Here is a 21216-nt window from a genome sequence, read left to right as displayed (position 1 = left end):
CCGGCCGGACATGTCGCGGGGGGTGCTCCGCCCCAGGTCCGCGTGCGCGCGGGCGTCCCATCGCGCACGGCCCGTGCGACCCCGCCCGTGAGGTGCCGGCGCCCCGCCCGGCCGCGGTGCTCCGCCGCCCCCCGGAGCACCTACCGCCCGGCCGGCGGCTCCCCGTCGCCCGACCAGCGGCACAGCAGCCGGAACGCCGCGAACAGCGTCACCGGCCACACCGCGGCGAACGTCCAGAGCGCCCACGGCGCCGAGGTGACGATGCCGGTCACCATCACGGCCACCGACACCGCGAGCAGGAGGGCGACCGTCCGTCCGCGCGGGTTGCAGCGGGCCACCCGGCCCAGGAACCGCTTCAGGTCGGGGCCGCGGCGGACGCGATGACGCCGCAGCAGCCGGTTGAGCCGGCGATCGCGCCGCAGCGACCGCTCGATCTCGTCGAGGACGTGCTGTTCATGCTCAGGGAGCCGACCGAGGGACACCGTCTCTCCTCCAACGAGCGCCAGGGGGGAAGCGACGTCCGGGTGCCCGGCGGACGTGCGCCCTAACCGGTGTCGGCGCGGGACGTCAGTGCCTCCAGCAGACGGTCCGCCCCGTCGGGCAGCCGGCCCTCGCGGAACGTCTCGCGGGCCTGCCGCGCGGCCACCCGGCCCGAGGTCAGGCACCAGTCCCACCACCGCTCGAGCCGCCGCTCGTCCACCCGCTCCGCCGCCAGCAGCGCCGGCCATCCGCAGGCCCGCGCCTGCGCCGTCACCTTCGCGCCGCCCGCCACCGGATCCACCGCGAGCGCCGGTGTGCCGGCCCGCAGGGCCAGCACCAGCCCGTGCAGACGGTCGGTGACGACCAGGTCGAGCCGCGCGAGCACCGACTGCACCTGCGCCGGTGTCGCGCTCAGGTGCCAGTCCCGGGTGTCCAGCCGGGTCTCCAGCTCGAGACGGGCGCAGTCCTTCCCCGCCAGCCAGTGCGTCACCCGCTCGGCGACCTCTCCGTGCCGCCGCTGCGCCCCGTACTCGTGCTGCCCGTGGGTGAGGATCACCCCGACCACCGGCCGCGGCGGCATCGCGGGGGCGCGGGCCGCCAGGTCCTCGGTGGGTTCGCTGCCGGGCGCGTCCCGCGCCAGGATCCGGTGGAAGCCGGTGACCGCCGGCCCCTCGGGGTCGATCACCGACGTCCCGACGGCGATCCGCACGCAGCGCGCGAACCGCCGGTGCAGCTCCTCCACCTGCGTCCCGTGCAGCGGCCCGCACACGAACACGAGGTGCGAGTAGTCGTGGGGCCGTACGTCGTCGAAGTGCAGCGCGTCCGGCCGGAAGCCGGGGCTCCAGACGACGTCGTACGGCGTGCCGGACCCGCGCAGGACCGTTTCGACCCGGCGCAGGGCCAGCACGTCCCCGGCGGTCGCCTCCCCGTCGCGGAAGCTGAACCACCCGGTCAGCAGGACCCTGCGCGGTCCCGTACGGCGTTCCCGGTGCACGGCGCCCCGAGTGCCCCGCCCGCCGGGGAGGCAATCGGCGCGCCCGGGATCAGCGGCCGGCGGTCAGTGCCACCGGCCGGCGATCAGCCGGCGTCGGGCCGCCGCTCCTCCTGCTGCTGCGGGGCATCGTCCTGGCGAGGACCGCTTTCCTGCCGAAGATCGCCCTCCTGCCGAGGTCCGTCCTCCTGCCGACGGGGGCCCGGTCCCTGCGGAGCGCCGCCCTGCGGCTGCCCATGACCCTGGCCTCGCCCCTGCGGCAGTCCGGACTCCTGCGGCTGACGGGTCCCGCCCTGCGGCTGACGCGGACCCCCCTGCGGCTGACGCGGGCCGCCGGGGCCCTGCTGCTGACGCGGGCCGGCCTGCGGCTGCCGGGGACGGACGGTGCCCGCCAGTGCCTGGCGGACCTCGAACCGGGTCCGCTCGGCCACCTCGCGGACCTCGGCCACGACGTCACCGCGCTCACGCACGAGACTGTCGTAGACCGGAAGGCCGTCGGGGGAGGGGGCGGAGGAAGTCATGGGGGTCTTTCCTTCGTGGGGGGACGTTCTGCCGGGGCCGGAGTCCGGCCCCAGACAGTCAGCGCCGCGGAGTGCCACGGCGTTACACCTCGCCGCGCTCCGTCCAGGAAGGAGACGGCTGTCCCGGCGCTGTCCGGAGCGGGGAAAGCGGACGGGATCCGGCCTACTGCCTCGCTGGCGTGACTCCCATGACGAAGCCGAAGCGGACCACCGCCCCGCCGTCGCAGCCCGTCCTCGGCCCCCGCGCGCTGAACCGGGCGGCCCTGGCACGGCAGTTGCTGCTGAGCCGTTCCCCGATGTCCGCGACGGCCGCCGTCGAGCACCTGGTCGGCCTCCAGGCGCAGAACGTCAAGCCGCCCTGCTAGGCCCTCGCCGCCCGGCTACACCGACCGCACCCGCGTCGTGCCGCCCGAGCCGAAGGGCCGGCACCGGCAGGGGAACATCCCTACCGCGCCCTGCTCGTGGACGGCTTCCTGGCGGGACTGTGGCGCCTGGACGACGACGCCCTGGTGATCGAGCCGTTCGGGCGGCTCGACCGGACGCGACGGGCGGGGGTCACGGCCGAGGCGGGCGGGGATCACGGCCGAGGCGGAGCGGATGCCCGGGGCGCTGCATCCGGGGACGGCGTACGACATCCGCTTCGGGACGGTGCGGGGCTGAGCCCGCAGGAGCCCGGCGGACACCTGAGGGCGCTGGACAGGGGGCGTTGCGGGCTGCTCGTGGAAGCCCGCAACGCCCCCTGGTCGTGACCTGAGGGGTGCTCAGGAAATCATGGGGCCGTCCCCGGGCGGCGGCGCGGTGCGGCGGCGGCACGGTCCGCGGCGGGGAGGACGGGGGAGAAGGAGACCGGTGCGGTCGCGGCGGCGGTGGCGCATCCGGGGGCGGACGGCTCGGTGCGGGTGAGCCCTGACATGGGTCTCCTCCAGTTGCCGGTGGGGGTCGCACGGGGTGGGGGGCCGGGCATCGGTGGTGGTTCCGATGTGCCCGAGCGATCGGCACGTGTCACACGCTAGAACCGGTCCGGGAGCCGTCCCAATGAGGGAACCCCCTAAGGGAGCCGGACAGGGAAAACCCTCGGTCGCCGGGCGCGGACCGGCCCGTTTCCGGCCGGCCCGGCCGATGACGGCGCCCTCGGAAGGTCCTCGCGGCACGGGGCGACGGCCCCCGTCGTGACCCGGGTCGCGAAAGCCCCGTGACCCGGGTCACGGGGCGTCGCCTACGGCGCCCGGCGCCCCGCCGCGAGCCGCACGATGTCCACGCGGGAGCGTATGCCGAGCTTGCGGTAGACCCGGGTGAGCGTCGCCTCGACGGTCTTGACGCTGATGAACAGGCGCCCGGCTATCTCCCGGTTGGTCGCCCCCTCCATGACCAGCGCGGCGACCTGGCGCTCCATCGAGGCCAGCCCGTCCAGCGCGGCCGGGGTCGCCGCGGGCACCGGCTCCGCCTCCGCCGGTCCCGCCGCCACGGCCTCGTCCACCTGCCGCAGCCACGGCAGCGCGCGGCACCGCCGGAACAGCCGGGCCGCCTCGTCGTACCCGGCGGGACCGGGCCCGCGGGAGCGCAGCCGGGCCCGCGCGAAGGCGGCCCGCGCCTCCTCCAGGCCGTAACCCAGCTTGGCCAGACGTTCCTGCGCCGACGTCAACTGGGCGATGGCGGGCTGGTGTTCACCGCGCGCCGCGCGCACCAGCGCCTCGGCGCGGTCCAGCACCGCCAGCACGCTCGCCCGGTTCAGCCGCAGCGCGTGCACCCGGGTGACGTTGATCAGCTCCTGCGCCTCGCCGGGCTCGCCGATCCGCACCAGCGCCTCGGCGAGGTCGCCCTGCCAGCGGCCGCGCGCCGGGTCGATGATGCCCATGCCCTGTTCCAGCTCGCGCACCCGGCGCAGCGAGCGCACCGCGGCCTGCGCGTCCCCGGACACCAGCTGCGCGTAGCCCAGGGCCGCCAGGGCCAGGGAGAGGTAGAGCTGGTCGCCGTCCACCTCGGCGTGGTCGGCGGACTCGCGCGCCAGGGCCAGCGCCCGGTCCACGTCCCCGCCGGACGCCTCCGCGACGGAGGCGAGCATGGCGGACGCGCTCTCGCCGATGCCGGAGTCCCGGGCCAGCCGCAGGCTCTCCCCGGCCAGGTCGAGGGCGCGCCCGCAGTGCCCGAAGCGCAGCTCGGTGTCGGCGAGCAGCCGGGAGAAGTGCACCTCGCTCTCGACCATGCCGCGCCGCCGCGCCTCCCGCAGCAGCGCGGTGATGGCCGTACGGGCCTCGGGGAGCTGGTCGCTCATCAGCAGCCAGCGGAACCGGGCCATCGCGGCGCCGTTGTGGTGGCTGGCGACGTCGGGGTCCTGGGGTTCCTGGAGCGCGCGCCGGATGGTGGCGGGGGCGTCGGGGTGGCCCATCAGGGTCTCGGTGGACGACTGGAAGGCGAGCGCCATCAGCTCGGTGCGCCGGTCCCCGCCGCGCGCGGCCAGTTCCGCCGCGTGCGCGGCCTCCTGCCGGGACTTCGCGAAGTCGCCGTTGACCACCACCTCGCGCCAGGCGAGCTGGTAGTGGACCAGGGCGAGCAGCCGGGGGTCGTCGCCGGCGTCGGCGAGCACCTGCGGGAACACCGCGTCGACCTCGCCGAGCGCCTGCCCGGCCGCCTCGATGACCACCATCCACGCCCGCACCCGCTCGGCCGGCGCCGTCGCCCGGGTCAGCACCTCGCGGGCGATGTCCCGGGCCAGGTCGACCTCGCCGGCGGTGATCGCGTCCTCGGCGGCCTGCAGCCGCCGCTCGTCGGGGGCGGGCGTGCCGTCGGCGGGGGTGTGCCGGGCGGCGAGCAGCCCCAGGGAGGCGGCGACCGACGGCGCCCCGCGGTCGCGGGCCATCGCGGCGGCCTCGGCCAGCCGGGCCGCCACCTCCGGGTCGGGGCCGGTGGCGGCGAGCGCCAGGTGCCGGGCGCGCTCGATCGGGTCGGAGGCCGCCGTGGACAGCGCCGTGTGCGCGGCCCTCCGCTCCCGCGCCGGGGCCTCCGCGTAGAGGGCGGCGGAGATCAGGGGATGCGTGAAGCGCAGCGCCGGGTCCTCGGGGTCCGTGATGAGCAGCCCCAGGGAGGCGGCCTGCGCGGTCTCCGCCTCCGCGTTGTCCCGGCCGGCCGCGTGCAGCAGGGCCAGGGTGGGACGGGCGCCGGCGCTGGCCACCAGCAGGGTGCGGCGGGCCTCGTCGGACAGCATCTCCAGGCGGCTGAGGACCAGCGCCCGCAACGAGGTCGGCACCGGCAGCGGCTCGCCGGGCCGGGGCCGGGTGGGGCTCTCCGCGAGGGCGCGGCCGAGTTCCAGCGCGAACAGCGGGTTGCCGCCGCTGGTGCGGTGGATGTCCCGGACGGTGGAGCGGGACAGGCTGGTGTAGCCGCGGTGGTCGAGCAGCGCGGACACCTGGGTGCGGGAGAACGGGCCCAGCCGCACGGCCAGCGTGTCCGGCGGGCAGGCACGCAGATGACGGTCGTACTCCTCGCCCTCGGTGCGCACCGCGCACAGCACGCGCACCGGGCTGTCGCCCAGCCGGCGGGCGGCGAAGCCGAGCAGTTCGGCGCTGGCCGGGTCGAGCCACTGGAGGTCGTCGGCGACCACGAGGACGGGGCCCTCGGCGGACAGCGCGCGCAGCGTGGACAGCACCGCGAGCCGCAGGGCGAGGCCGTCCCGCTGGAGGGTGGACTCGCCGCGCCCGGTGAGCGCCGACTCCAGCGCGGTGCGCTGGGCGGCGGGCAGCCGGGGGGCCACCTCGTCCAGCACCAGCCCGAACAGGTCGGCCAGCGCGAGGAACGGCAGATGGGATTCGGACTCCGTGGCGGAGCAGCGCAGCACACGGGAGGCCGACGCCGCGTTTTCCGCCGCGAGTGCCCGCAGCACGGTCGATTTTCCTATTCCGGCGGGACCGTGGAGCAGCACGCTGCCGCCGCGCGCGAGCTGCGCCCTGGCGTCGGCGAACAGCTCGTCCCGGCCGATGACCAGGTCGGGGCGGTACCTGGCAGGCTCCTTGTCGTCCCGTCGCACGGTCACCGCTCCCCTCCGTGTGGCGTGTCCTGGCCAATATTAGGCAACAGGGTCCTCAATTCCGGCGGACGGTGGAGTGAGGCAAAGGACAACGTTCCGATCACCTGTACATCAAAGGTGTATCGTGCTCATGCCGTCCGGGGGAGAACACCGCGAATCTACGGCAACCACCCGGCCCTGCGGGCGGCGACCACCGCCTCGCCCCGGGTCCGCGCCCCCAGCTTCCGCATCGCGGACCGCAGATACGCCTTGACGGTTTCGGCCGTCAGCCCCAGCCGCTCGCCGGCCGCCCCGTTCGTCGCCCCCGCCGCGACACAGGCCAGGACGTCCACCTCCCGGGGCGCGAGCCGCACCGCCCCGGACGGCGCCTCCCGCGCGGTGAGCAGGGCGCACGCCTCCAGCAGCTCCGCCCGCAGCGCGGGGTCGGCGATCCGCGGGGCCAGCGCCCGCAGCGCCGCGTGCGCCTCCCGCACCCGCTCGCGGTGCGCCCCCGCCCCCGGCTCCCACCGCGCACCCGCCCCCGGCTCGGGCGCGGGGCCGGCCGCCACCAGCAGCTCCGCCGCCTCCTCCCGCACCAGCAGGGCCTGCTCGACGTCCCGCGCGACCTGCACCGCCTCCCCGAGGGTGCGGTCGCCGAGCGGCCGGGCCGCGCGCAGCGCCCCGTACAGCACCGCCCGCACCCGCCGCCGTACGACGACGGGCACGGCCACCACGGCGCGCAGGCCCTCGGCGGCGACCGGGGCGTCGTACTCGTGGCTGATCTGCCGGGAGACGGAGTAGTCCGTCACCGCGCACGGCCGGGCGAGCGCCACCGCCTTGCCGCCCAGGCCGTTGCCCGGGGTCACCGCGAGCAAGCTGAGCGCCGGGGTGGCGGTGCCGCTCAGCTCGCTGATCCGCACCTGCCGGCGCCCCGGCTCCACCAGCCCGCCGAACGCCACCGGCAGCCCCGTCGCACGCCGCAGCCGGGCCAGCGCGCCCCGGATCTCCACCGCCCCGCCCGTCCCCGTCGGGTCTGCTGTCACCTGATCGCCCCTTCACCGCGGCCCCTGTGCGGGCGCACACCCCCGTTCGGGGGTAGTGAGACCTGCATCACGGATTACACGATGGCGGTGAGCCGCCCGGCAAGGTCCGGCACCGAGGAGGACGCATGACGACGGGGACGGAGCAGTTCCGCAGGGCCCGGGACTTCCTGCTGGAACACCGCGAGGACTACGCCACCGCCTACCGGGACTTCGCCTGGCCCCGGCCCGACCGGTTCAACTGGGCCCTGGACTGGTTCGACGTGATCGCCGACGGCAATGACCGCACGGCCCTGCACCTGGTCGAGGAGGACGGCCGGGAGACGCGGCTGTCCTTCGCCGGCCTGTCCCGCCGCTCCGACCGGGTCGCGAACTGGCTGCGGGAGCGCGGCGTGGCCGCCGAGGACCGGGTGCTGGTGATGCTCGGCAACCAGGCGGAGCTGTGGGAGACCGCCCTGGCCGCGATGAAGCTGCGCGCCGTGGTCATCCCGGCCACCCCGCTGCTCGGCCCCGCCGACCTGCGCGACCGCGTCGGCCGCGGCCGGGTCCGCCATGTCGTCGCGCGCTCCGCGGACGCCGCGAAGTTCGACGAGGTGCCCGGCGACTACACCCGCATCGCGGTGGGGGAGGAGCCCGGCGGGAGCTGGCTGCCGTACGCCGACGCGTACGGCGCCGCCGACGGGTTCGCGCCCGACGGGCCGACCCTCGCCGACGACCCGCTGATGCTCTACTTCACGTCGGGCACCACCGCCCGCCCCAAGCTGGTGGAGCACACCCACACGTCGTACCCGATCGGGCACCTGGCGACCATGTACTGGATCGGCCTGCGCCCCGGCGACGTGCACCTCAACATCTCCTCGCCCGGCTGGGCCAAGCACGCCTGGTCCAACCTGTTCGCCCCGTGGAACGCGGAGGCGACCGTCTTCCTGCACAACTACACCCGCTTCGACGCGCCCCGCCTGCTGGCCGAGATGGACAAGGCGGGCGTCACCACCTTCTGCGCCCCGCCCACCGTGTGGCGCATGCTCATCCAGTCCGACCTGGGCCGGCTGCGCACCCCGCCCCGCGAGGTCGTCGCCGCGGGCGAACCCCTCAACCCGGAGGTCATCGACCAGGTGCGGCGCGTCTGGGGCGTCACCATCCGGGACGGCTTCGGACAGACCGAGACCGCCGTGCAGGTCTCCAACAGCCCCGGCCAGCTCCTCAAGACCGGCTCCATGGGCCGCCCCAGCCCCGGCTACCGCGTCGAACTCCTCGACCCCGTCTCGGGAGCGCCCGGCGCGACGGAGGGCGAGATCGCGCTCGACCTGTCCGAGCGGCCCGTGGGCCTGATGACGGGCTACCACGGCGACCCGGAGCGCACGGCGGAGGCGATGGCGGGCGGCTACTACCGCACCGGCGACATCGGCGCCCGCGACGAGGACGGCTACATCACCTACGTCGGGCGCGCGGACGACGTGTTCAAGGCGTCCGACTACAAGATCAGCCCGTTCGAGCTGGAGAGCGCGCTGCTGGAGCACGAGGCGGTCGCCGAGGCGGCCGTGGTGCCCGCGCCGGACGAGCTGCGGCTGGCCGTGCCGAAGGCGTACGTCGTGCTCGCGGAGGGCTGGGAGCCCGGTCCCGACACCGCGAAGGTGCTCTTCGAGCACTCCCGGCAGACGCTGGCCCCCTACAAGCGCGTCCGCCGGCTGGAGTTCGGCGAGCTGCCCAAGACCGTCTCCGGCAAGATCCGCCGCATCGAACTGCGCGAGGCGACGGCGGCCGGTTCGGACCACGAGTACCGCGAGGAGGACTTCCGGTGACCGCGCTCTCCTACAGCCACGGCACCGGCGGGACGGCTCTGCTCGGTGACACCATCGGCGCCGGCCTGGACCGCACGGTCGCCGCCTGGCCCGACCGCGAGGCCCTCGTCGACGTCCCGTCCGGACGGCGCTGGACCTACGCCGAATTCGGCGCGCAGGTCGATCAGCTGGCGTCCGCCCTGCTCAACTCCGGGATCGCCGAGGGCGACCGGGTGGGCATCTGGGCGGTCAACTGCCCCGAGTGGGTGTTCACGCAGTACGCCACCGCCCGCATCGGCGCGATCCTGGTGAACATCAACCCGGCGTACCGCACGCACGAGGTGGAGTACGTCCTCAAGCAGTCCGGCGTCCGGCTGCTCATCGCCTCCGTCAGCCACAGGACCAGCGACTACCGGGCCATGGCGGAGGAGGTGCGCGGCAGATGCCCCGAGCTGCGGGAGGTCGTGTACATCGGCGACCCCGGCTGGGACGCGCTGACCGCCCGCGCCACCCCGGACCCCGTCTGGCCGGAGCTGTCCTGCGACGACCCCGTCAACATCCAGTACACCTCGGGCACCACCGGCTTCCCCAAGGGCGCCACCCTCTCCCACCACAACATCCTCAACAACGGTTACTTCGTGGGTGAGCTGATCGCCTACAGCGAGCAGGACCGGGTGTGCGTCCCGGTGCCCTTCTACCACTGCTTCGGCATGGTGATGGGGAATCTGGCGGCCACCTCGCACGGCGCCTGCGTGGTCATCCCCGCCCCGTCCTTCGACCCGGCGGCCACCCTGCGCGCGGTCCAGCAGGAGCGCTGCACCTCGCTGTACGGCGTGCCGACGATGTTCATCGCCGAGCTGAACCTGCCCGACTTCGCCGCGTACGACCTCACCTCCCTGCGCACCGGCATCATGGCGGGCTCGCCGTGCCCGGTGGAGGTGATGAAGCGGGTGGTCGCCGAGATGCACATGGAACAGGTCTCCATCTGCTACGGCATGACGGAGACCTCCCCGGTGTCCCTGCAGACGCGCATGGACGACGACCTGGAGCACCGCACCGGCACCGTCGGCCGGGTGCTGCCGCACATCGAGGTGAAGATCGTCGACCCGGCCACCGGCGTCACCGTGGAGCGCGGCGCCTCCGGCGAGCTGTGCACCCGCGGCTACAGCGTGATGCTCGGCTACTGGGACGAGCCGGAGAAGACCGCCGAGGCGATCGACCGGGGCCGCTGGATGCACACCGGCGACCTCGCGGTGATGCGCGACGACGGCTACGTGGAGATCGTCGGCCGCATCAAGGACATGATCATCCGGGGCGGGGAGAACATCTACCCGCGTGAGATCGAGGAGTTCCTCCACGGCCACCCCAAGGTCGCGGACGTCCAGGTCGTCGGGGTCCCGCACGAACGCTACGGCGAGGAGGTCCTCGCCTGCGTCATCCCCCGCGACCCGGCCGACCCGCTCACCCTGGACGAGCTGAAGGCGTACTGCGACGGCCGCCTGGCCCACTACAAGGTGCCGAGCCGCCTCGAACTCCTGGAGTCCTTCCCGATGACCGTCTCGGGCAAGGTCCGCAAGATCGAACTCCGCGAGCGGTACGCGACGGGCTGAGCCCCGCTCAGCCGACCGTCCGCCGGAACACCTGCCGGGAGCCGCCCTCCGGCCCCGGAGCGGCGGCCTCGGCGGGGGTGAAGCCGAGCCGCTCGTAGAAGACGCGGGCGCCGCCGGCGACGGCGCCGGGGTGGTCGCCCCCGAAGGTGGCCACCTCGATCTCGCCGGGTCCGCGCACCCAGCGGCGCACCGCCTCCTCCAGCAGCGCACGCCCGATGCCCGTGCCGCGGGCCCGTCGGGAGACGACGAGCCAGTGCACGTGGTACGTCGGCCCCTCCGTCCCGAACAGCAGCCCGCCGAGGAGGTCCGGCCCGGAGGACGGGGCGACGAGCGCCGCGCGGCCGTCCCGGCCGTCGATGTGCTCGCGCACGGCGTCGTGGAATCCGGGCTCCTCGACCATCGGCCCGAACCACTGCTCCACCTGGGCCGCCAGGCCGAGGAATCCGGGGAAGTCGTGCGCGCGTGCCGCTCTGATCGTCATCGTGACAGTCTGCCGAACGTCTCGTCGTCCTGCGGCAGTTCGAGCCGCATGCACACGCGTGGCCACCGGTCGAGGCCGTGGGCGGCCTCCTCGGTGCGGATGCGGCGCAGGCCCGGGGTGAGGTCGGGCTCGCGCAGGGCGCGGAAGCCGAGGCGGGCGTAGTACGGGGCGTTCCACGGGACGTCGGTGAAGGTGGCCAGGGTGAGGGCGGTCAGGCCCTCCTCGCGGGCCCGGCGGGCGGCGTGGGCGAGCAGTGCGCGGCCCACGCCGCGGCGGGCCGCGTCCGGGTGGACGGACACCTGCTCCACGTGGAGGGCGCCGTCCACCGGCTCGGCGATCAGGTACGCGACGGGCCGGCCGTCCCCCTCGCCGGCCGCGACCCAGCAGCGGCCCGCCGTCCGGTAGCGCTCCAGCACGTCCAGGGCGGGCGGTGCGTCGTCGGCGATCTCCGGCATGCCGAGGTCGCGGAACGGCGCGCCGGCCGCCCGTTCGATGTCCTGGAGGGCGGGCAGATCGCCGGGGGCGGCGGGACGGATGCGCATCCGACGAGTATCGGACGCGCCCGGCCCGCGCGTCGTCCGAGTTTCAGGACGCGCCCGCGTCCAGCGTCACGGCCGGGGCGTTCTCCGGGCGGGCGGCGCCCGAAGGGCCGAGGAGGAACAGCGGGACGTCCAGGGCGTCGGCGCGGGCGCGGGCCTCCTCGGTGTAGCCGGCGAGGGAGAAGTACAGGCAGGCCGCGGACTCCGTCATGGCGTTCAGCCACAGGCACTCCACGTCCCGCGGGGTCGCCGGCCGCGCCGAGGGGTCGAGCTGGGCCAGCACGCCCCGGCCCGCCAGCCCGATGCCGGACGTCGGCCGCTGGTCCGCGCGCCGGATGTCGTCGTGGCCGAGGCGGCGCAGGTACAGCGCGGCGGCCGTGACCGCGTCGCGGGCGGTGCGGATCGGCGGAGCCGGGACGGCGGGCCGCCGCGTCCTGCCGGAAGCCGGCGCCCCCGTCCGCTCGCCCGCCACCGGGATGCGCAGCACGGTCCCGCAGGGGCAGCCCAGTTCGGGCTGCGGCCACTCGCCGCGCGTGCCGCAGCTGCCGCAGCGCACGGTCACCCATTCCTCCCGCCAGGAGCGGTGCCCGACGGTGGCCGGGACCCGGTCGGGGTCCAGCGGCGCGGCGACGGGCGCACCGCAGGCGCAGGGGTACGCCGGTGCCGTGTAGCGGTGCGAGCGCCGACAGGCGGGACAGCGCACCGGGAGGCTCTCGGGCATGGTCCACTCCCGTGTTCTCGAGGCACGCCCATCGTGCCCCTCCCGCGCGCCGGTGTCCGGCGGTTGTGCCGCTCTCTCGACGGCTTCCGCCCAGCGCTCTCACACCCGTTCCGGACAGCGGAGAAAACATTCCGTGTCGCGACGTCGACGGAGGCGGCCCACCGCGGGGCGCGACGGGCGTGCGCATCCGGGAAGCCGGGGCAGGAGTACTCCGCGCCCCGAACGACGGCTGCCCGCGCGGCGGTCGAGTCCGCGAGAGCGAGCGAGAGCGCGAGCGCGTCGCGTTCGGTGTCCCCGGTGCGGCGATCGACCCGTTCCACGCGGCGCTCGAGGCGTCCGGCGGCATCAGCCGCACCCTCGCGCGCCATGTCGAGGGTGCGTCCCCCGTGGCCGAGGGCTGCCGGGTCCCTTCGCACGGCGCCTCAGGGGCCCCCGCCCCCGCCGCACCCCCCTCCGCAGCCGCTCCCGCAGCCGCCCCCGCCTCCGCAGTAGAGGTGGCCCGTGTAGCCGCCTCCGTTGCCGTGGTGGCGTGACGACAGGCGCAGCGGGCGCCTGCGGCGCAGGCGGACCCGTTCGACGAGGCCCGCGCGCAGGGCGAAGCGGGGGACGAGGACGCGCAGGGCCGCCTCGCCGTGCAGGGCGACGGCCAGCAGCTTCGCCTCGTCGGACAGGCCGGCCCGGCTCGCCGGGACGGGACACGCGGTGCGCAGCACGTGCAGGCGACGGCGGGCCGCCCGTGTCGGACGCAGCAGCGGCAGTCCCAGCATGCCGTCGTCGGCGAGCCCCACCCGCAGCTCGGCCAGCATCCAGCGGACGTCCGGGTCACGCGCCACCTCCGGCACGTCGCACGGCTCGTGCAGGCGCCGGTGGACCGCACTCTCCAGATGGAGGACACGCGACTCGGCCGGGACGCCGTCCTCCGGCAGCGGCGGCAGCGCCCGCCCCGCCTCGTTGTCGACCGCCCTCACCGTTCCCGGCGCGCCCGCCTCGACGGCTCCGCGCAGGTGCAGGGCCACGACGGCCACCGTGACGGCGGCGCGCGGACCCCCGGCCAGCAGGGCGATCTCGTGCGGCGTCCCCCGGACGCGCGCGGTGTCGGTCATGGCAGGACCCCCTCGGACAAGGGGCCCGCCGCCCCCGTGCCGGCGGGCCCCGTGTGCGGGGATGGTTCCCGCGCGCGGGGCCCGCCCAAGCCTCGGGGTGCCGTCTTCAGAGGTTCATTTGAGGGTGTCGTAGCCGTCCTGCGGACGGTGCCGTACGGGTGCGCTCACGGCTCGTGGTGTTCGGACAGTCCCGGCCAGTCGTCCGGGCCGCCGCCCTGCCACTCGATGACGTCCGTCTCCTCGACGTCGGTGACGTACAGGTCGGCCAGGCGCAGGATCTCGCCCACGTCGTCGGCGTGCGCGGCGATGCCCAGCGTCTCGTCGTCGGAGGTGACCCGCCGGGAGCCGTCCAGGGCCGGCGCGTGGACCACGATGTGCGGATGCTCCGTCGGATGTGCCATGCCCCCAGGCTGCTGCGCACCGGCCGGATCCGCACGCCGGGAGGGGGAGGGCTCGGGGGCGCGGCGACGGCCGCCGCGCCGGCTGGACGGTGAGGCGCTGGTCCGCTCATCCCGTCGGGCCGGGCTCCCTCCGCCGCTTTCCGTATGCCGCAGTGGTACTCCCGCTGACTGGCGATCGTTCGTGCCGGTGAGGGGCGGCCGAGGGGTCGGTGGGTTGGCCCCGTGCGACTGCGAGTGGAGCTCACGACCGAGCCCTTCGACCTCGACGAGGCGCCCGAGCACGCCGTGGTGGTGCGTGAGGTCGTCGGGACTGCCGGTCTGGACGCGGTGCACGTCGGGCCGTTCGGCAACACCGCCGAGGGCGGCGCCGACGCGGTGCCGGCCGCCGTGGGCGCCCTGCTGCGCCGCACCCTGGCCGCCGGCGCCACCCGCGTCTCGCTGCAGATCGACGTGGTCGGGGAGGACGGCCGGTGAGCGGGGCCGCCGACCGCCCCACGGCCTGATCGAGGCCACGGTCCTGCGGGACGGCTGCGAGCCGCGGACACCGGTGGACCTCACCACCCTCTGACCGCACCCCCGCATCGGCACCCGGGGCCGGGTACCCGGACCCGGCCCCACCGGTCACGGCACTCGCCCCCCGGGGTCCTGCCGTGCCCTCTCCCCGTACGCGAAAAGGACGCACCATGGCAGCAGACCGGCGCACGGTCATCGAGAACTGCGCGATCGCCACCGTCGACGCGGCCGACACCGAGTACGCCACCGGACACCTCGTCCTCGCCGGCGACCGCATCGAGTCGCTCGGCCCCGGACCGGCCCCCGGCGGCCTGGAGGACGTGGCCCGCCGGATCGACGCCACCGGCCATCTCGCGACCCCCGGGCTGGTCAACACCCACCACCACTTCCACCAGTGGCTCACCCGGGGCCTGGCCACCGACCACAACCTCTTCGACTGGCTCGTCGCGCTCTACCCGACCTGGGCGCACATCGACGAGGCGATGGTGCACGCGGCCGCCCAGGGATCCCTCGCGATGATGGCCCGCGGCGGCGTCACCACCGCCGTGGACCACCACTACGTCTTCCCGCGCGGCTCCGGAGACCTCTCCGGCGCGATCATCACCGCCGCCCGCGACATGGGCGTCCGCTTCATCCTCGCCCGCGGCTCCATGGACCGTGGCGAGAAGGACGGCGGGCTGCCCCCGGACTTCGCGGTCGAGACGCTCGACGACGCGCTCGCCGCCACCGAGGAGACGGTGCACCGCCACCACGACGCCTCGCCCGGCGCGATGACCCAGGTCGCCGTCGCCCCCTGCTCCCCGTTCACCGTCTCCACCGAACTGCTGCGCCAGGGCGCGGAACTCGCCCGCCGCCTCGGCGTACGGCTGCACACCCACGGGTCGGAGACCGTGGAGGAGGAGAAGTTCTGCCGCGAGTCGTTCGGCATGGGCCCCACCGACCATCTCGAGTCCGCCGGCTGGCTCGGCGAGGACGTGTGGATGGCGCACTGCGTCCACATGACCGACTCCGACATCGCCGCCTTCGCCCGCACCGGCACCGGCGTCGCCCACTGCCCGTCCTCCAACGCCCGCCTCGCCGCCGGCATCGCCCGCGTCCCCGACATGCTCGCGGCCGGCGTCCCCGTCGGCCTCGGCGTGGACGGCACCGCGTCCAACGAGTCCGGCGAACTCCACACCGAACTGCGCAACGCCCTGCTGATCAACCGCCTCGGCGCGCACCGCGAGAAGGCCCTCACGGCACGCCAGGCGCTGCGCCTCGGAACCTACGGCGGGGCGCGGGTGCTGGGCCGCGCGGCGGAGATCGGGTCCCTGGAGCCGGGCAAGCTCGCCGACCTGGTGCTCTGGCGGATGGACACCCTCGCCCACGCCTCCATCGCCGACCCGGTCACCGCCCTGGTGTTCGGCGCCGCCGCCCCGGTCACCGCGTCCTTCGTGAACGGCCGTCAGATCGTCGGGAACGGCCGGCTGCTCACCGCCGACGAGGACGCCGTCGCCCGCACCACCCGCGCCGAGGCGCGACGCCTCGCCAGGATCGCCGGGCACGCCTGACCCCCCGCACGTCTCCGGGGCACGCCCGGCCGCGCCCCGGAGACGGCACCCCACGCCCGCCGCACCGCCCGTCCTGGCCACCACGCCGGCGCCGGGGGCGCCGGCGCCCTGGGGGACCGCGCGGGCGGTGCTCCGTCAGGCCCGGGCCGCCGCCACCTCCGCGCGGAGCTGCGGCAGCATGTCGTGGTAGACGCCCGGGCACTGCGTCGAGCCGTAGTCCTTGTGGCCGAAGATCTGCGTGGACGCGATGCCGTACTGGTCGCAGGCGTACGCGCACAGGGTCACCAGGACCTCCCACTGCGCCTCGGGCGGCTGCGCGCCCGCGTGGTAGGCGCCCTCACAGGCGATGCCGATGGCCGCGCTGTTCTGCCCGGAGGTGTGGGCGCCGAGCACGAAGGTCCGCCCGCCGGTGAGCGCCGTGAGGCTGCCGGTCCGGCCCTCGGTGATCCAGCCGCCGCGGCTGACCAGGAAGTTGTAGCCGGTGTCCACCCACCCGTTGCCGTCCATGTGCAGGTCCTGCACCCAGTGGGCGTGCGCGTGCGCCTGGGCGCGGGAGTGGTCGGCGGAGTTGGCGGACACGGTGTGGTGGACCACGATCCGGCTGGGCCGGTACTGCAGGACGCTGATGGTTCCGCGCGGGGCCCGGGCGCCCCAGACCTTCGTGCCGTCTATGTCCGGCTGCACGGCGGCGTGGCCGCGCGCGTGCGCGACACCGGGCACGGCGCCGGCGGCGAGTCCGGCCGCGCCGGCGATCAGGAGGCGGCGCCGGAAGAGGTTCCTGGGATGCACGATCACTCCTCGGGAGAGGACGGGTGGGGGGAACGGGGAGGGGCCGGCGTCCGAGGACGGCCGGCCCCTCCGTGTGGTCGCGTGCGTACGGGCCTGTCAGGCCGTCACGTGTTGTTGGCGAGGGCCAGGAGCCGGTCGCGGGACCCGTTGAACTGGTTGCGGTCCACGTTGCCCGAGATGCCGGGGACCGACCCGGTCGAGGTGTACTGCCACACCGTCCAGGTGGGGAAGCCGACGGGGATGGTCGGCGACGCGGCGGAGGTCCAGTGCGCCACCCACAGCGGGCTCTTGGCCGACATGCCGGTCCAGTTGCCGGTGCAGGTGTTCCACCAGCTCGCCGTCGTGTAGATGACGACGTCCCGGCTCGTGCGCGCCTTGTACGTGGTGTAGAAGTCGTTGATCCACGTGCGCATCTGCGTCGTGGACAGGCCGTAGCACATCGCCCCGTACGGGTTGTGCTCGATGTCCAGCACGCCGGGCAGCGTGAGGTTGTCGCGCGACCAGCCGCCGCCGTTGCTCGCGAAGTACGCGGCCTGGGTGGCCCCGCTGGAGGTGTTGGGGAGCGCGAAGTGGTACGCCCCGCGGATCACGCCGGCGCCGTGCGCGGCGGGGTAGTTGGTGTTGAAGCGCGGGTCCTTGTAGCTGGTGCCCTCGGTCGCCTTCATCCAGGCGAACTGGATGCCCGCGTTGCGCACGGAGGTCCAGTTGATGCTTCCCTGCCAGTTCGAGACGTCGATGCCCTGCACGCCGTCGGTGGGCGCCAGCAGCCCTCGCGACGGCTCCTCGGCGGCGGGGACGCCCTCGTGGATGCGGGCGCCGACACCCATGTACGCCTGGCCGGGCTTGACGGTGAGGGGCTGCGGGTCGGGCTGGGGTGCGGCGTTCGCGCCGACGGCGGACGTGGCCGTGAGCGCCAGTGCGGCGCCGAGGACGCCGAGCGCGGTGGCCGTGCGTCTGCCGAGGCGGGGGAGGTGGGGGAGTACCTGCATGGGGGCTTGCCTCCTGGCACATGTGGGGATGAGAAGGAGGTGACGTCGGCCGCTGCCACCTGGGCAGTTCCGTGTTTCTTGACGTGCGCGCGTCATTAGTTACGCACGTAGATTCACAGCGTGTAAAGAGTCTCCTTGCTTCTCTGGTGGTCTGGTCCACTGTAGGAGCGGACTGCCAGGAAAGTTGGGAGCCGAACGGAGGAAACTTTCATCGGATGAAAGCAGGAACCGGGTTCCGGTGTCCCGGAACCCGGTGGGTGAGGCCTCTCCTGACGGCCTGCCGGCCCTACAGACCCAAGGCGGCCGGATCCTCGGCCAGCTCGCGGAAGACGTCCGGAGGGTTCGCCACCAGCTTGCGCCGCTCCAGGTCCAGCAGACCGCCCACGGCCGTGATCTCGGCCGCCACCGTGCCGTCCGTCCTGGTGACGGTCTGCTCGATGGTGAAGGTCTTGCCGCCGCCCCAGTCGAAGACGCAGCTCACGTCCACCTCGTCACCGGCGAGCAGCTCCCGCCGGTAGCGGATGGTGGTCTCCAGGGCGACCGGCCCCACGCCGTGCGACTGCAAGCGGGACTGGGTGATCCCGGCCGCCTGGAGCAGCATCCAGCGCGCGTGCTCCGCGTAGTTCAGGTACACGGCCTGGTTGAGGTGCCCCTGCACGTCGGTCTCGTAACCGCGCACGGTCACGCGGACGGAATACGGCTCGCTCACTGCGTCCCCTTCACACCTGTCCGGATCGTCGCCCGATCCACCGATCCTGGCACGCCCCTCAGACGCGGCGCGGAGAGGCCAGGAGGTAGCGCCTCCGCGTCCTGGGTTCCGTGTACTCACCGGCCTGCCAGCCGGCCCCCTCCAGCGTCCGTGCGCAGGCCCGCAACGCGGCGGCGTCCGGCGCGTCCACGGCGACGGCCTCCGGCTGCGGGGTGTCCCGCACCCGGTAGCCGCCCTCACCGTCCGCTCCTGCCGGCCGGTGCCCGGCCGCCTCCAGCGCGAGCGCGGCGGCCTGCACGAGGTGCGTGCGCTCCCAGCCGCAGGGCCGGTCGGTCGACCCGTCGGGGTTGGTCATGCGGCGCAGTTCGAGCATGCCGTGCCAGGCGCTGCGGACCTCCCGCGTGCGGGCGGGACCCTCGGCGGGGGGTACGGCCTCGCCGCCGGCGCGGGCGCTGAAGACGCCCGCGGTGGCGGCGGGCGCCTGAGCCCCGGCCTGCGGCTCGCTCGGCTCGGGTGGTTCGTCCTGTGCCTCGCGTACCCGGTGCCCGGCGGGCGTGAGGAAGTGGTCGTGCGGCGGCCGAGGGTGCCGGAAGGCGAGCCCGCGCTTCACCAGCGCGGTGAGCTGGGCCTCGGTCCCCTTGAGACGCCCGGTCCCGGGATCGGCGGCCTCGATCAGCCGGCGCTGGGCGGCGGTGGGCGGTCGGGTCATCGGCGTCCGGAGGCGTAGGGGAGGAAGGCGGCCCAGGGGGCGGGGGCGAAGGTGAGGTGGGGGCCGCCTATGTGTTTGGAGTCGCGGACGTGGATGGTGCGGGGTGCCGTGGCCACCTCGACGCAGGCGGCACCGTCGGGGTTGCTGTAGCTGCTCTTGCGCCAGGTCGGTTCCGTGCGGGACTGCGCAGTCATGTCTCTCCCAGCAGCTTCTCGATGTAGGTCAGTGACGTGCGGGGCGTGAGGGCCTGTGCCCGGATGATCCCATAGCGCAGTTCGAGGATCTGGATCTCTCGCCGGTCCGAGGTCAGCCGGCTGACGAGCTGAATGTCGCTGTGCCCCACGGTGGCGCCGTCCCTGAGCCGCAGCAGGTGGAAGGGACCGTCCAGTCCGCCGTTGTCCTCGGAGTCCAGGGGCAGGACCTGGATCTCGACGTTCCGCATCCGCCCGACCTCCAACAGCCGTTCGAGCTGGCGCCGCAGAACCATCTTGCCCCCGACGGGCCGTCGAAGCGCGGCCTCGTCGTGCACGAAGGTGAAGGCGGTGTCGATCCGCCGCACGATCTCCTGCCTGGCCAGCCTGGCACCGACCAGTTGGTCGACCTCCTCCTCGGTGAAGGCGGGCCGCCGTGAACGGAACACGGCCCGCTGATACTCCTCCGTCTGAAGCAGGCCGTTGACCACGGAGTTGTCATAGGCGCAGATCTCGACGGCCTCCGCCTCCAGCTTGGCGAGGTCCCGCACCTTCTTCGGGAAGCGGGCCTTCTCCACATCGCCCTTGAGGGCGTTGATGAGGCCCTTGGCCTCAAGAACGCGGTCGGCCGCGTCGAGGAACTCTTCCATCGGCGCCCTGCGTCCCCGCTCGACGGAGGAGACCTGCTCCTCGCTGTAGCCGATCTGCGCGCCGAGGCCGGCCTGGGTCAGCCCCGCCCGCTCCCGGCACATCTTGATGACGCGGCCGACGGTCCGCAGGACGGCCGCCGACTCCTCGTCCGCTCCGTAAGGTTCCACGCTCATGTCCCCACACCTCCGCGGGTTCAACTCACGGAGGGAGCGGGATGTCACGCGTCGCGACCCGGACAGGCCCGGACGGCTTCCGTACGGCGCGTCCGGGTCCGACCGCCGGGACTGTTCACGGCGGAGCCGGATGGACACGCTGAGTGACATGGACGTCGAGATCGCCCCGGTGAACGAACACGCCGGACCCACCCGCCACTTCCGCATCCGCCTGTCGGCCACGGCCAGGGGCGCCCGGCTGGCCCGGCGCCTCACGGCGGAGCGACTGGCGACGTGGGGCTGGCCGTACGACTCCGAGGGCAACCGGACGGCGTCCCTGCTGGTGGCCGAGCTGGCGACGAACGCCGTGCGGCACGGGCGGGTGCCGGGCCGTGACGTCGCCCTCCGCCTGACCCTGTACGCGGAGGACGCCACGCTCCGTATCGAGGTCACCGACGCCCGCCCGGACCGCAGCCCCCCGCTCCCCGGCGCCCTCACCCCGGCCGATCCCGCTGGGGAGTCCGGCCGGGGCCTGCTCCTGGTCGAGTCCCTGTCCACCCACTGGGGCACGACCGCCGGGGACCCGTACACGAAGACGGTCTGGTGCGAAGTCCCTCTGGAGTGACCGGGCCGGACCCCTGCAGAATCACGTGACGGACAGGGCGTCGGCCTCCGGAGCCTCGTCCGGCAGCGTGAGCACACCCCCGACGTGGCTGGCGGAACGCGGCAGTTGACTCAGCAGGGTGATGCGGTCGAGCAGCTCGTGGCCCTCGGCGAGCGCCGTCGTCTCCCCACCGTAGGACTCGAGGTTCAACAGCACCGTCCGCACCGTTTCGGCCTCTTCCACGAGCATCGGTATTCCGGCGTGGCCGAGAGCACGGGCGGCGCCGGCGCGCTCCGACAGCGTCAGCATCAACCAGTAGCCGCTGGCCTGGTCGATGACGCCCAGGTCCCTTTCTCCGGCGTGCCGCGCCAGTTGGGTGCGCGCGTGGCTCGTGATGCGTTCGAGTGCCCGCAAGTCCTCGAGGGTGACAGCGAAGGCCGGTCTCTGTGCCGGCGCGGTCTCGACGGTGGCGCGGGTACAGCGGCGGAACACAGGCATGCGATGGAAACCCCTCCCCAGTGGCCTCTACCCCTCTGCTCCGGATCCGCGGCCGGAAACCTGTGACCGTGCAGTTCATGTAGCGCTGAGAGAAAGGGAGTTGCCGTCACGCGTCGGCCTCGGCCGCCGTGGCCGGATCGTCCGCCTCCCACGTGCGGGTGCCGTCGGTCACGACGAGGTGGGTCTCCAGTTC

Annotated in this window: 24 protein-coding genes and 1 pseudogene; 6 read left to right on the top strand and 19 right to left on the bottom strand. The window is 74.5% G+C overall.

Going from position 1 to position 21216, the window contains the following annotated elements; genetic code table 11:
- Positions 1 to 140: 140 nt before the first annotated feature.
- From C1708_RS06825 to C1708_RS06815, 3 genes are all read right to left on the bottom strand, one after another.
- Complete coding sequence (locus tag C1708_RS06825) at positions 141 to 482, bottom strand: DUF3040 domain-containing protein (RefSeq protein ID WP_106411796.1); 342 nt, start codon at positions 480 to 482, stop codon at positions 141 to 143.
- Positions 483 to 544: 62 nt separating this feature from the next.
- On the bottom strand, positions 545 to 1474 hold the full coding sequence (locus C1708_RS06820) for a polysaccharide pyruvyl transferase family protein (RefSeq protein ID WP_106411795.1): 930 nt from the start codon (positions 1472 to 1474) through the stop codon (positions 545 to 547).
- An 83-nt stretch (positions 1475 to 1557) separates the two neighbouring features.
- Positions 1558 to 1992, bottom strand: a complete 435-nt coding sequence (locus C1708_RS06815; protein WP_106411794.1) for a hypothetical protein — start codon at positions 1990 to 1992, stop codon at positions 1558 to 1560.
- Between the two features lie 188 nt (positions 1993 to 2180).
- Between C1708_RS06815 and C1708_RS34950 the strand changes: the two are divergent.
- Positions 2181 to 2354: pseudogene (locus C1708_RS34950) on the top strand (winged helix DNA-binding domain-containing protein); the annotation flags it as partial.
- An 18-nt stretch (positions 2355 to 2372) separates the two neighbouring features.
- Here the strand turns inward: C1708_RS34950 and C1708_RS35800 are convergent.
- From C1708_RS35800 to C1708_RS06795, 4 genes are all read right to left on the bottom strand, one after another.
- Positions 2373 to 2675 (bottom strand): hypothetical protein, encoded by a 303-nt coding sequence (locus C1708_RS35800; protein WP_342210881.1) that lies wholly within the window; start codon positions 2673 to 2675, stop codon positions 2373 to 2375.
- An 86-nt stretch (positions 2676 to 2761) separates the two neighbouring features.
- Positions 2762 to 2905 carry a hypothetical protein gene (locus C1708_RS33965; protein ID WP_157951252.1) on the bottom strand — a complete coding sequence of 48 codons (144 nt, stop codon included), beginning with the start codon at positions 2903 to 2905 and terminating at the stop codon, positions 2762 to 2764.
- 303 nt (positions 2906 to 3208) lie between these two features.
- On the bottom strand, positions 3209 to 6019 hold the full coding sequence (locus tag C1708_RS06800; protein WP_106411792.1) for an ATP-binding protein: 2811 nt from the start codon (positions 6017 to 6019) through the stop codon (positions 3209 to 3211).
- 152 nt (positions 6020 to 6171) lie between these two features.
- Positions 6172 to 7002 carry a helix-turn-helix domain-containing protein gene (locus C1708_RS06795; protein WP_106411791.1) on the bottom strand — a complete coding sequence of 277 codons (831 nt, stop codon included), beginning with the start codon at positions 7000 to 7002 and terminating at the stop codon, positions 6172 to 6174.
- 158 nt (positions 7003 to 7160) lie between these two features.
- Between C1708_RS06795 and C1708_RS06790 the strand changes: the two genes are divergently transcribed.
- Together C1708_RS06790 and C1708_RS06785 are read left to right on the top strand one after the other, a co-directional pair.
- Positions 7161 to 8834, top strand: a complete 1674-nt coding sequence (locus C1708_RS06790) for an AMP-binding protein (protein ID WP_106411790.1) — start codon at positions 7161 to 7163, stop codon at positions 8832 to 8834.
- Positions 8831 to 10423 carry an AMP-binding protein gene (locus tag C1708_RS06785; protein ID WP_106411789.1) on the top strand — a complete coding sequence of 531 codons (1593 nt, stop codon included), beginning with the start codon at positions 8831 to 8833 and terminating at the stop codon, positions 10421 to 10423. The genes C1708_RS06790 and C1708_RS06785 overlap by 4 nt, the downstream gene beginning before the upstream one ends.
- Before the next feature lie 7 nt (positions 10424 to 10430).
- Here C1708_RS06785 and C1708_RS06780 read toward each other — a convergent pair whose 3' ends face one another.
- From C1708_RS06780 to C1708_RS06760, 5 genes are all read right to left on the bottom strand, one after another.
- Positions 10431 to 10904, bottom strand: a complete 474-nt coding sequence (locus C1708_RS06780) for a GNAT family N-acetyltransferase (RefSeq protein ID WP_106411788.1) — start codon at positions 10902 to 10904, stop codon at positions 10431 to 10433.
- Positions 10901 to 11446: a GNAT family N-acetyltransferase gene (locus C1708_RS06775; protein WP_106411787.1), complete on the bottom strand. Its 546-nt coding sequence runs from the start codon at positions 11444 to 11446 to the stop codon at positions 10901 to 10903. Before C1708_RS06775 ends, C1708_RS06780 begins: the two co-directional genes overlap by 4 nt.
- A 43-nt stretch (positions 11447 to 11489) precedes the next feature.
- Positions 11490 to 12164 carry a hypothetical protein gene (locus C1708_RS06770; protein WP_106411786.1) on the bottom strand — a complete coding sequence of 225 codons (675 nt, stop codon included), beginning with the start codon at positions 12162 to 12164 and terminating at the stop codon, positions 11490 to 11492.
- A 422-nt stretch (positions 12165 to 12586) separates the two neighbouring features.
- Complete coding sequence (locus C1708_RS06765; protein WP_106411785.1) at positions 12587 to 13267, bottom strand: TIGR04222 domain-containing membrane protein; 681 nt, start codon at positions 13265 to 13267, stop codon at positions 12587 to 12589.
- 164 nt (positions 13268 to 13431) lie between these two features.
- Positions 13432 to 13668, bottom strand: a complete 237-nt coding sequence (locus C1708_RS06760) for a hypothetical protein (protein ID WP_106411784.1) — start codon at positions 13666 to 13668, stop codon at positions 13432 to 13434.
- Between the two features lie 222 nt (positions 13669 to 13890).
- Here C1708_RS06760 and C1708_RS06755 point away from each other — a divergent pair, with 222 nt between their 5' ends.
- Together C1708_RS06755 and C1708_RS06750 are read left to right on the top strand one after the other, a co-directional pair.
- A complete protein-coding gene (locus C1708_RS06755; protein WP_106411783.1) occupies positions 13891 to 14142 on the top strand; it encodes a hypothetical protein in 252 nt (83 codons plus the stop codon).
- Between the two features lie 209 nt (positions 14143 to 14351).
- A complete protein-coding gene (locus C1708_RS06750) occupies positions 14352 to 15731 on the top strand; it encodes an 8-oxoguanine deaminase (protein ID WP_106411782.1) in 1380 nt (459 codons plus the stop codon).
- A 135-nt stretch (positions 15732 to 15866) separates the two neighbouring features.
- On the opposite strand, the gene C1708_RS06745 is transcribed toward C1708_RS06750, so the two are convergent.
- From C1708_RS06745 to C1708_RS06720, 6 genes are all read right to left on the bottom strand, one after another.
- Positions 15867 to 16520 (bottom strand): peptidoglycan recognition protein family protein, encoded by a 654-nt coding sequence (locus C1708_RS06745; RefSeq protein ID WP_106411781.1) that lies wholly within the window; start codon positions 16518 to 16520, stop codon positions 15867 to 15869.
- 104 nt (positions 16521 to 16624) lie between these two features.
- Positions 16625 to 17509, bottom strand: coding sequence for a lysozyme (locus tag C1708_RS06740; protein WP_106411780.1), 885 nt, complete (start codon positions 17507 to 17509; stop codon positions 16625 to 16627).
- A gap of 286 nt (positions 17510 to 17795) precedes the next feature.
- A complete protein-coding gene (locus C1708_RS06735; protein WP_106411779.1) occupies positions 17796 to 18218 on the bottom strand; it encodes an acyl-CoA thioesterase in 423 nt (140 codons plus the stop codon).
- Positions 18219 to 18276: 58 nt separating this feature from the next.
- Complete coding sequence (locus C1708_RS06730; protein WP_106411778.1) at positions 18277 to 18927, bottom strand: hypothetical protein; 651 nt, start codon at positions 18925 to 18927, stop codon at positions 18277 to 18279.
- Positions 18924 to 19121: a DUF397 domain-containing protein gene (locus C1708_RS06725; RefSeq protein WP_106411777.1), complete on the bottom strand. Its 198-nt coding sequence runs from the start codon at positions 19119 to 19121 to the stop codon at positions 18924 to 18926. Before C1708_RS06725 ends, C1708_RS06730 begins: the two co-directional genes overlap by 4 nt.
- Positions 19118 to 19942, bottom strand: coding sequence for a helix-turn-helix domain-containing protein (locus C1708_RS06720; RefSeq protein WP_106411776.1), 825 nt, complete (start codon positions 19940 to 19942; stop codon positions 19118 to 19120). Before C1708_RS06720 ends, C1708_RS06725 begins: the two co-directional genes overlap by 4 nt.
- Before the next feature lie 148 nt (positions 19943 to 20090).
- Between C1708_RS06720 and C1708_RS06715 the strand changes: the two genes are divergently transcribed.
- Positions 20091 to 20546: an ATP-binding protein gene (locus tag C1708_RS06715; protein ID WP_106416189.1), complete on the top strand. Its 456-nt coding sequence runs from the start codon at positions 20091 to 20093 to the stop codon at positions 20544 to 20546.
- 21 nt (positions 20547 to 20567) lie between these two features.
- Here the strand turns inward: C1708_RS06715 and C1708_RS06710 are convergent, their stop codons facing one another.
- The gene (locus tag C1708_RS06710; protein WP_133169055.1) at positions 20568 to 20939 is read right to left on the bottom strand and encodes a hypothetical protein; all 372 of its coding nucleotides are present in this window, start codon (positions 20937 to 20939) and stop codon (positions 20568 to 20570) included.
- Positions 20940 to 21216: the final 277 nt, after the last annotated feature.

The sequence above is a fragment of the Streptomyces sp. DH-12 genome (genome assembly GCF_002899455.1).
Taxonomy (GTDB): Bacteria; Actinomycetota; Actinomycetes; order Streptomycetales; family Streptomycetaceae; genus Streptomyces.
Note: the sequence above shows the minus strand (reverse complement) of the source record. Positions and strands in the feature narration are given on the sequence as shown.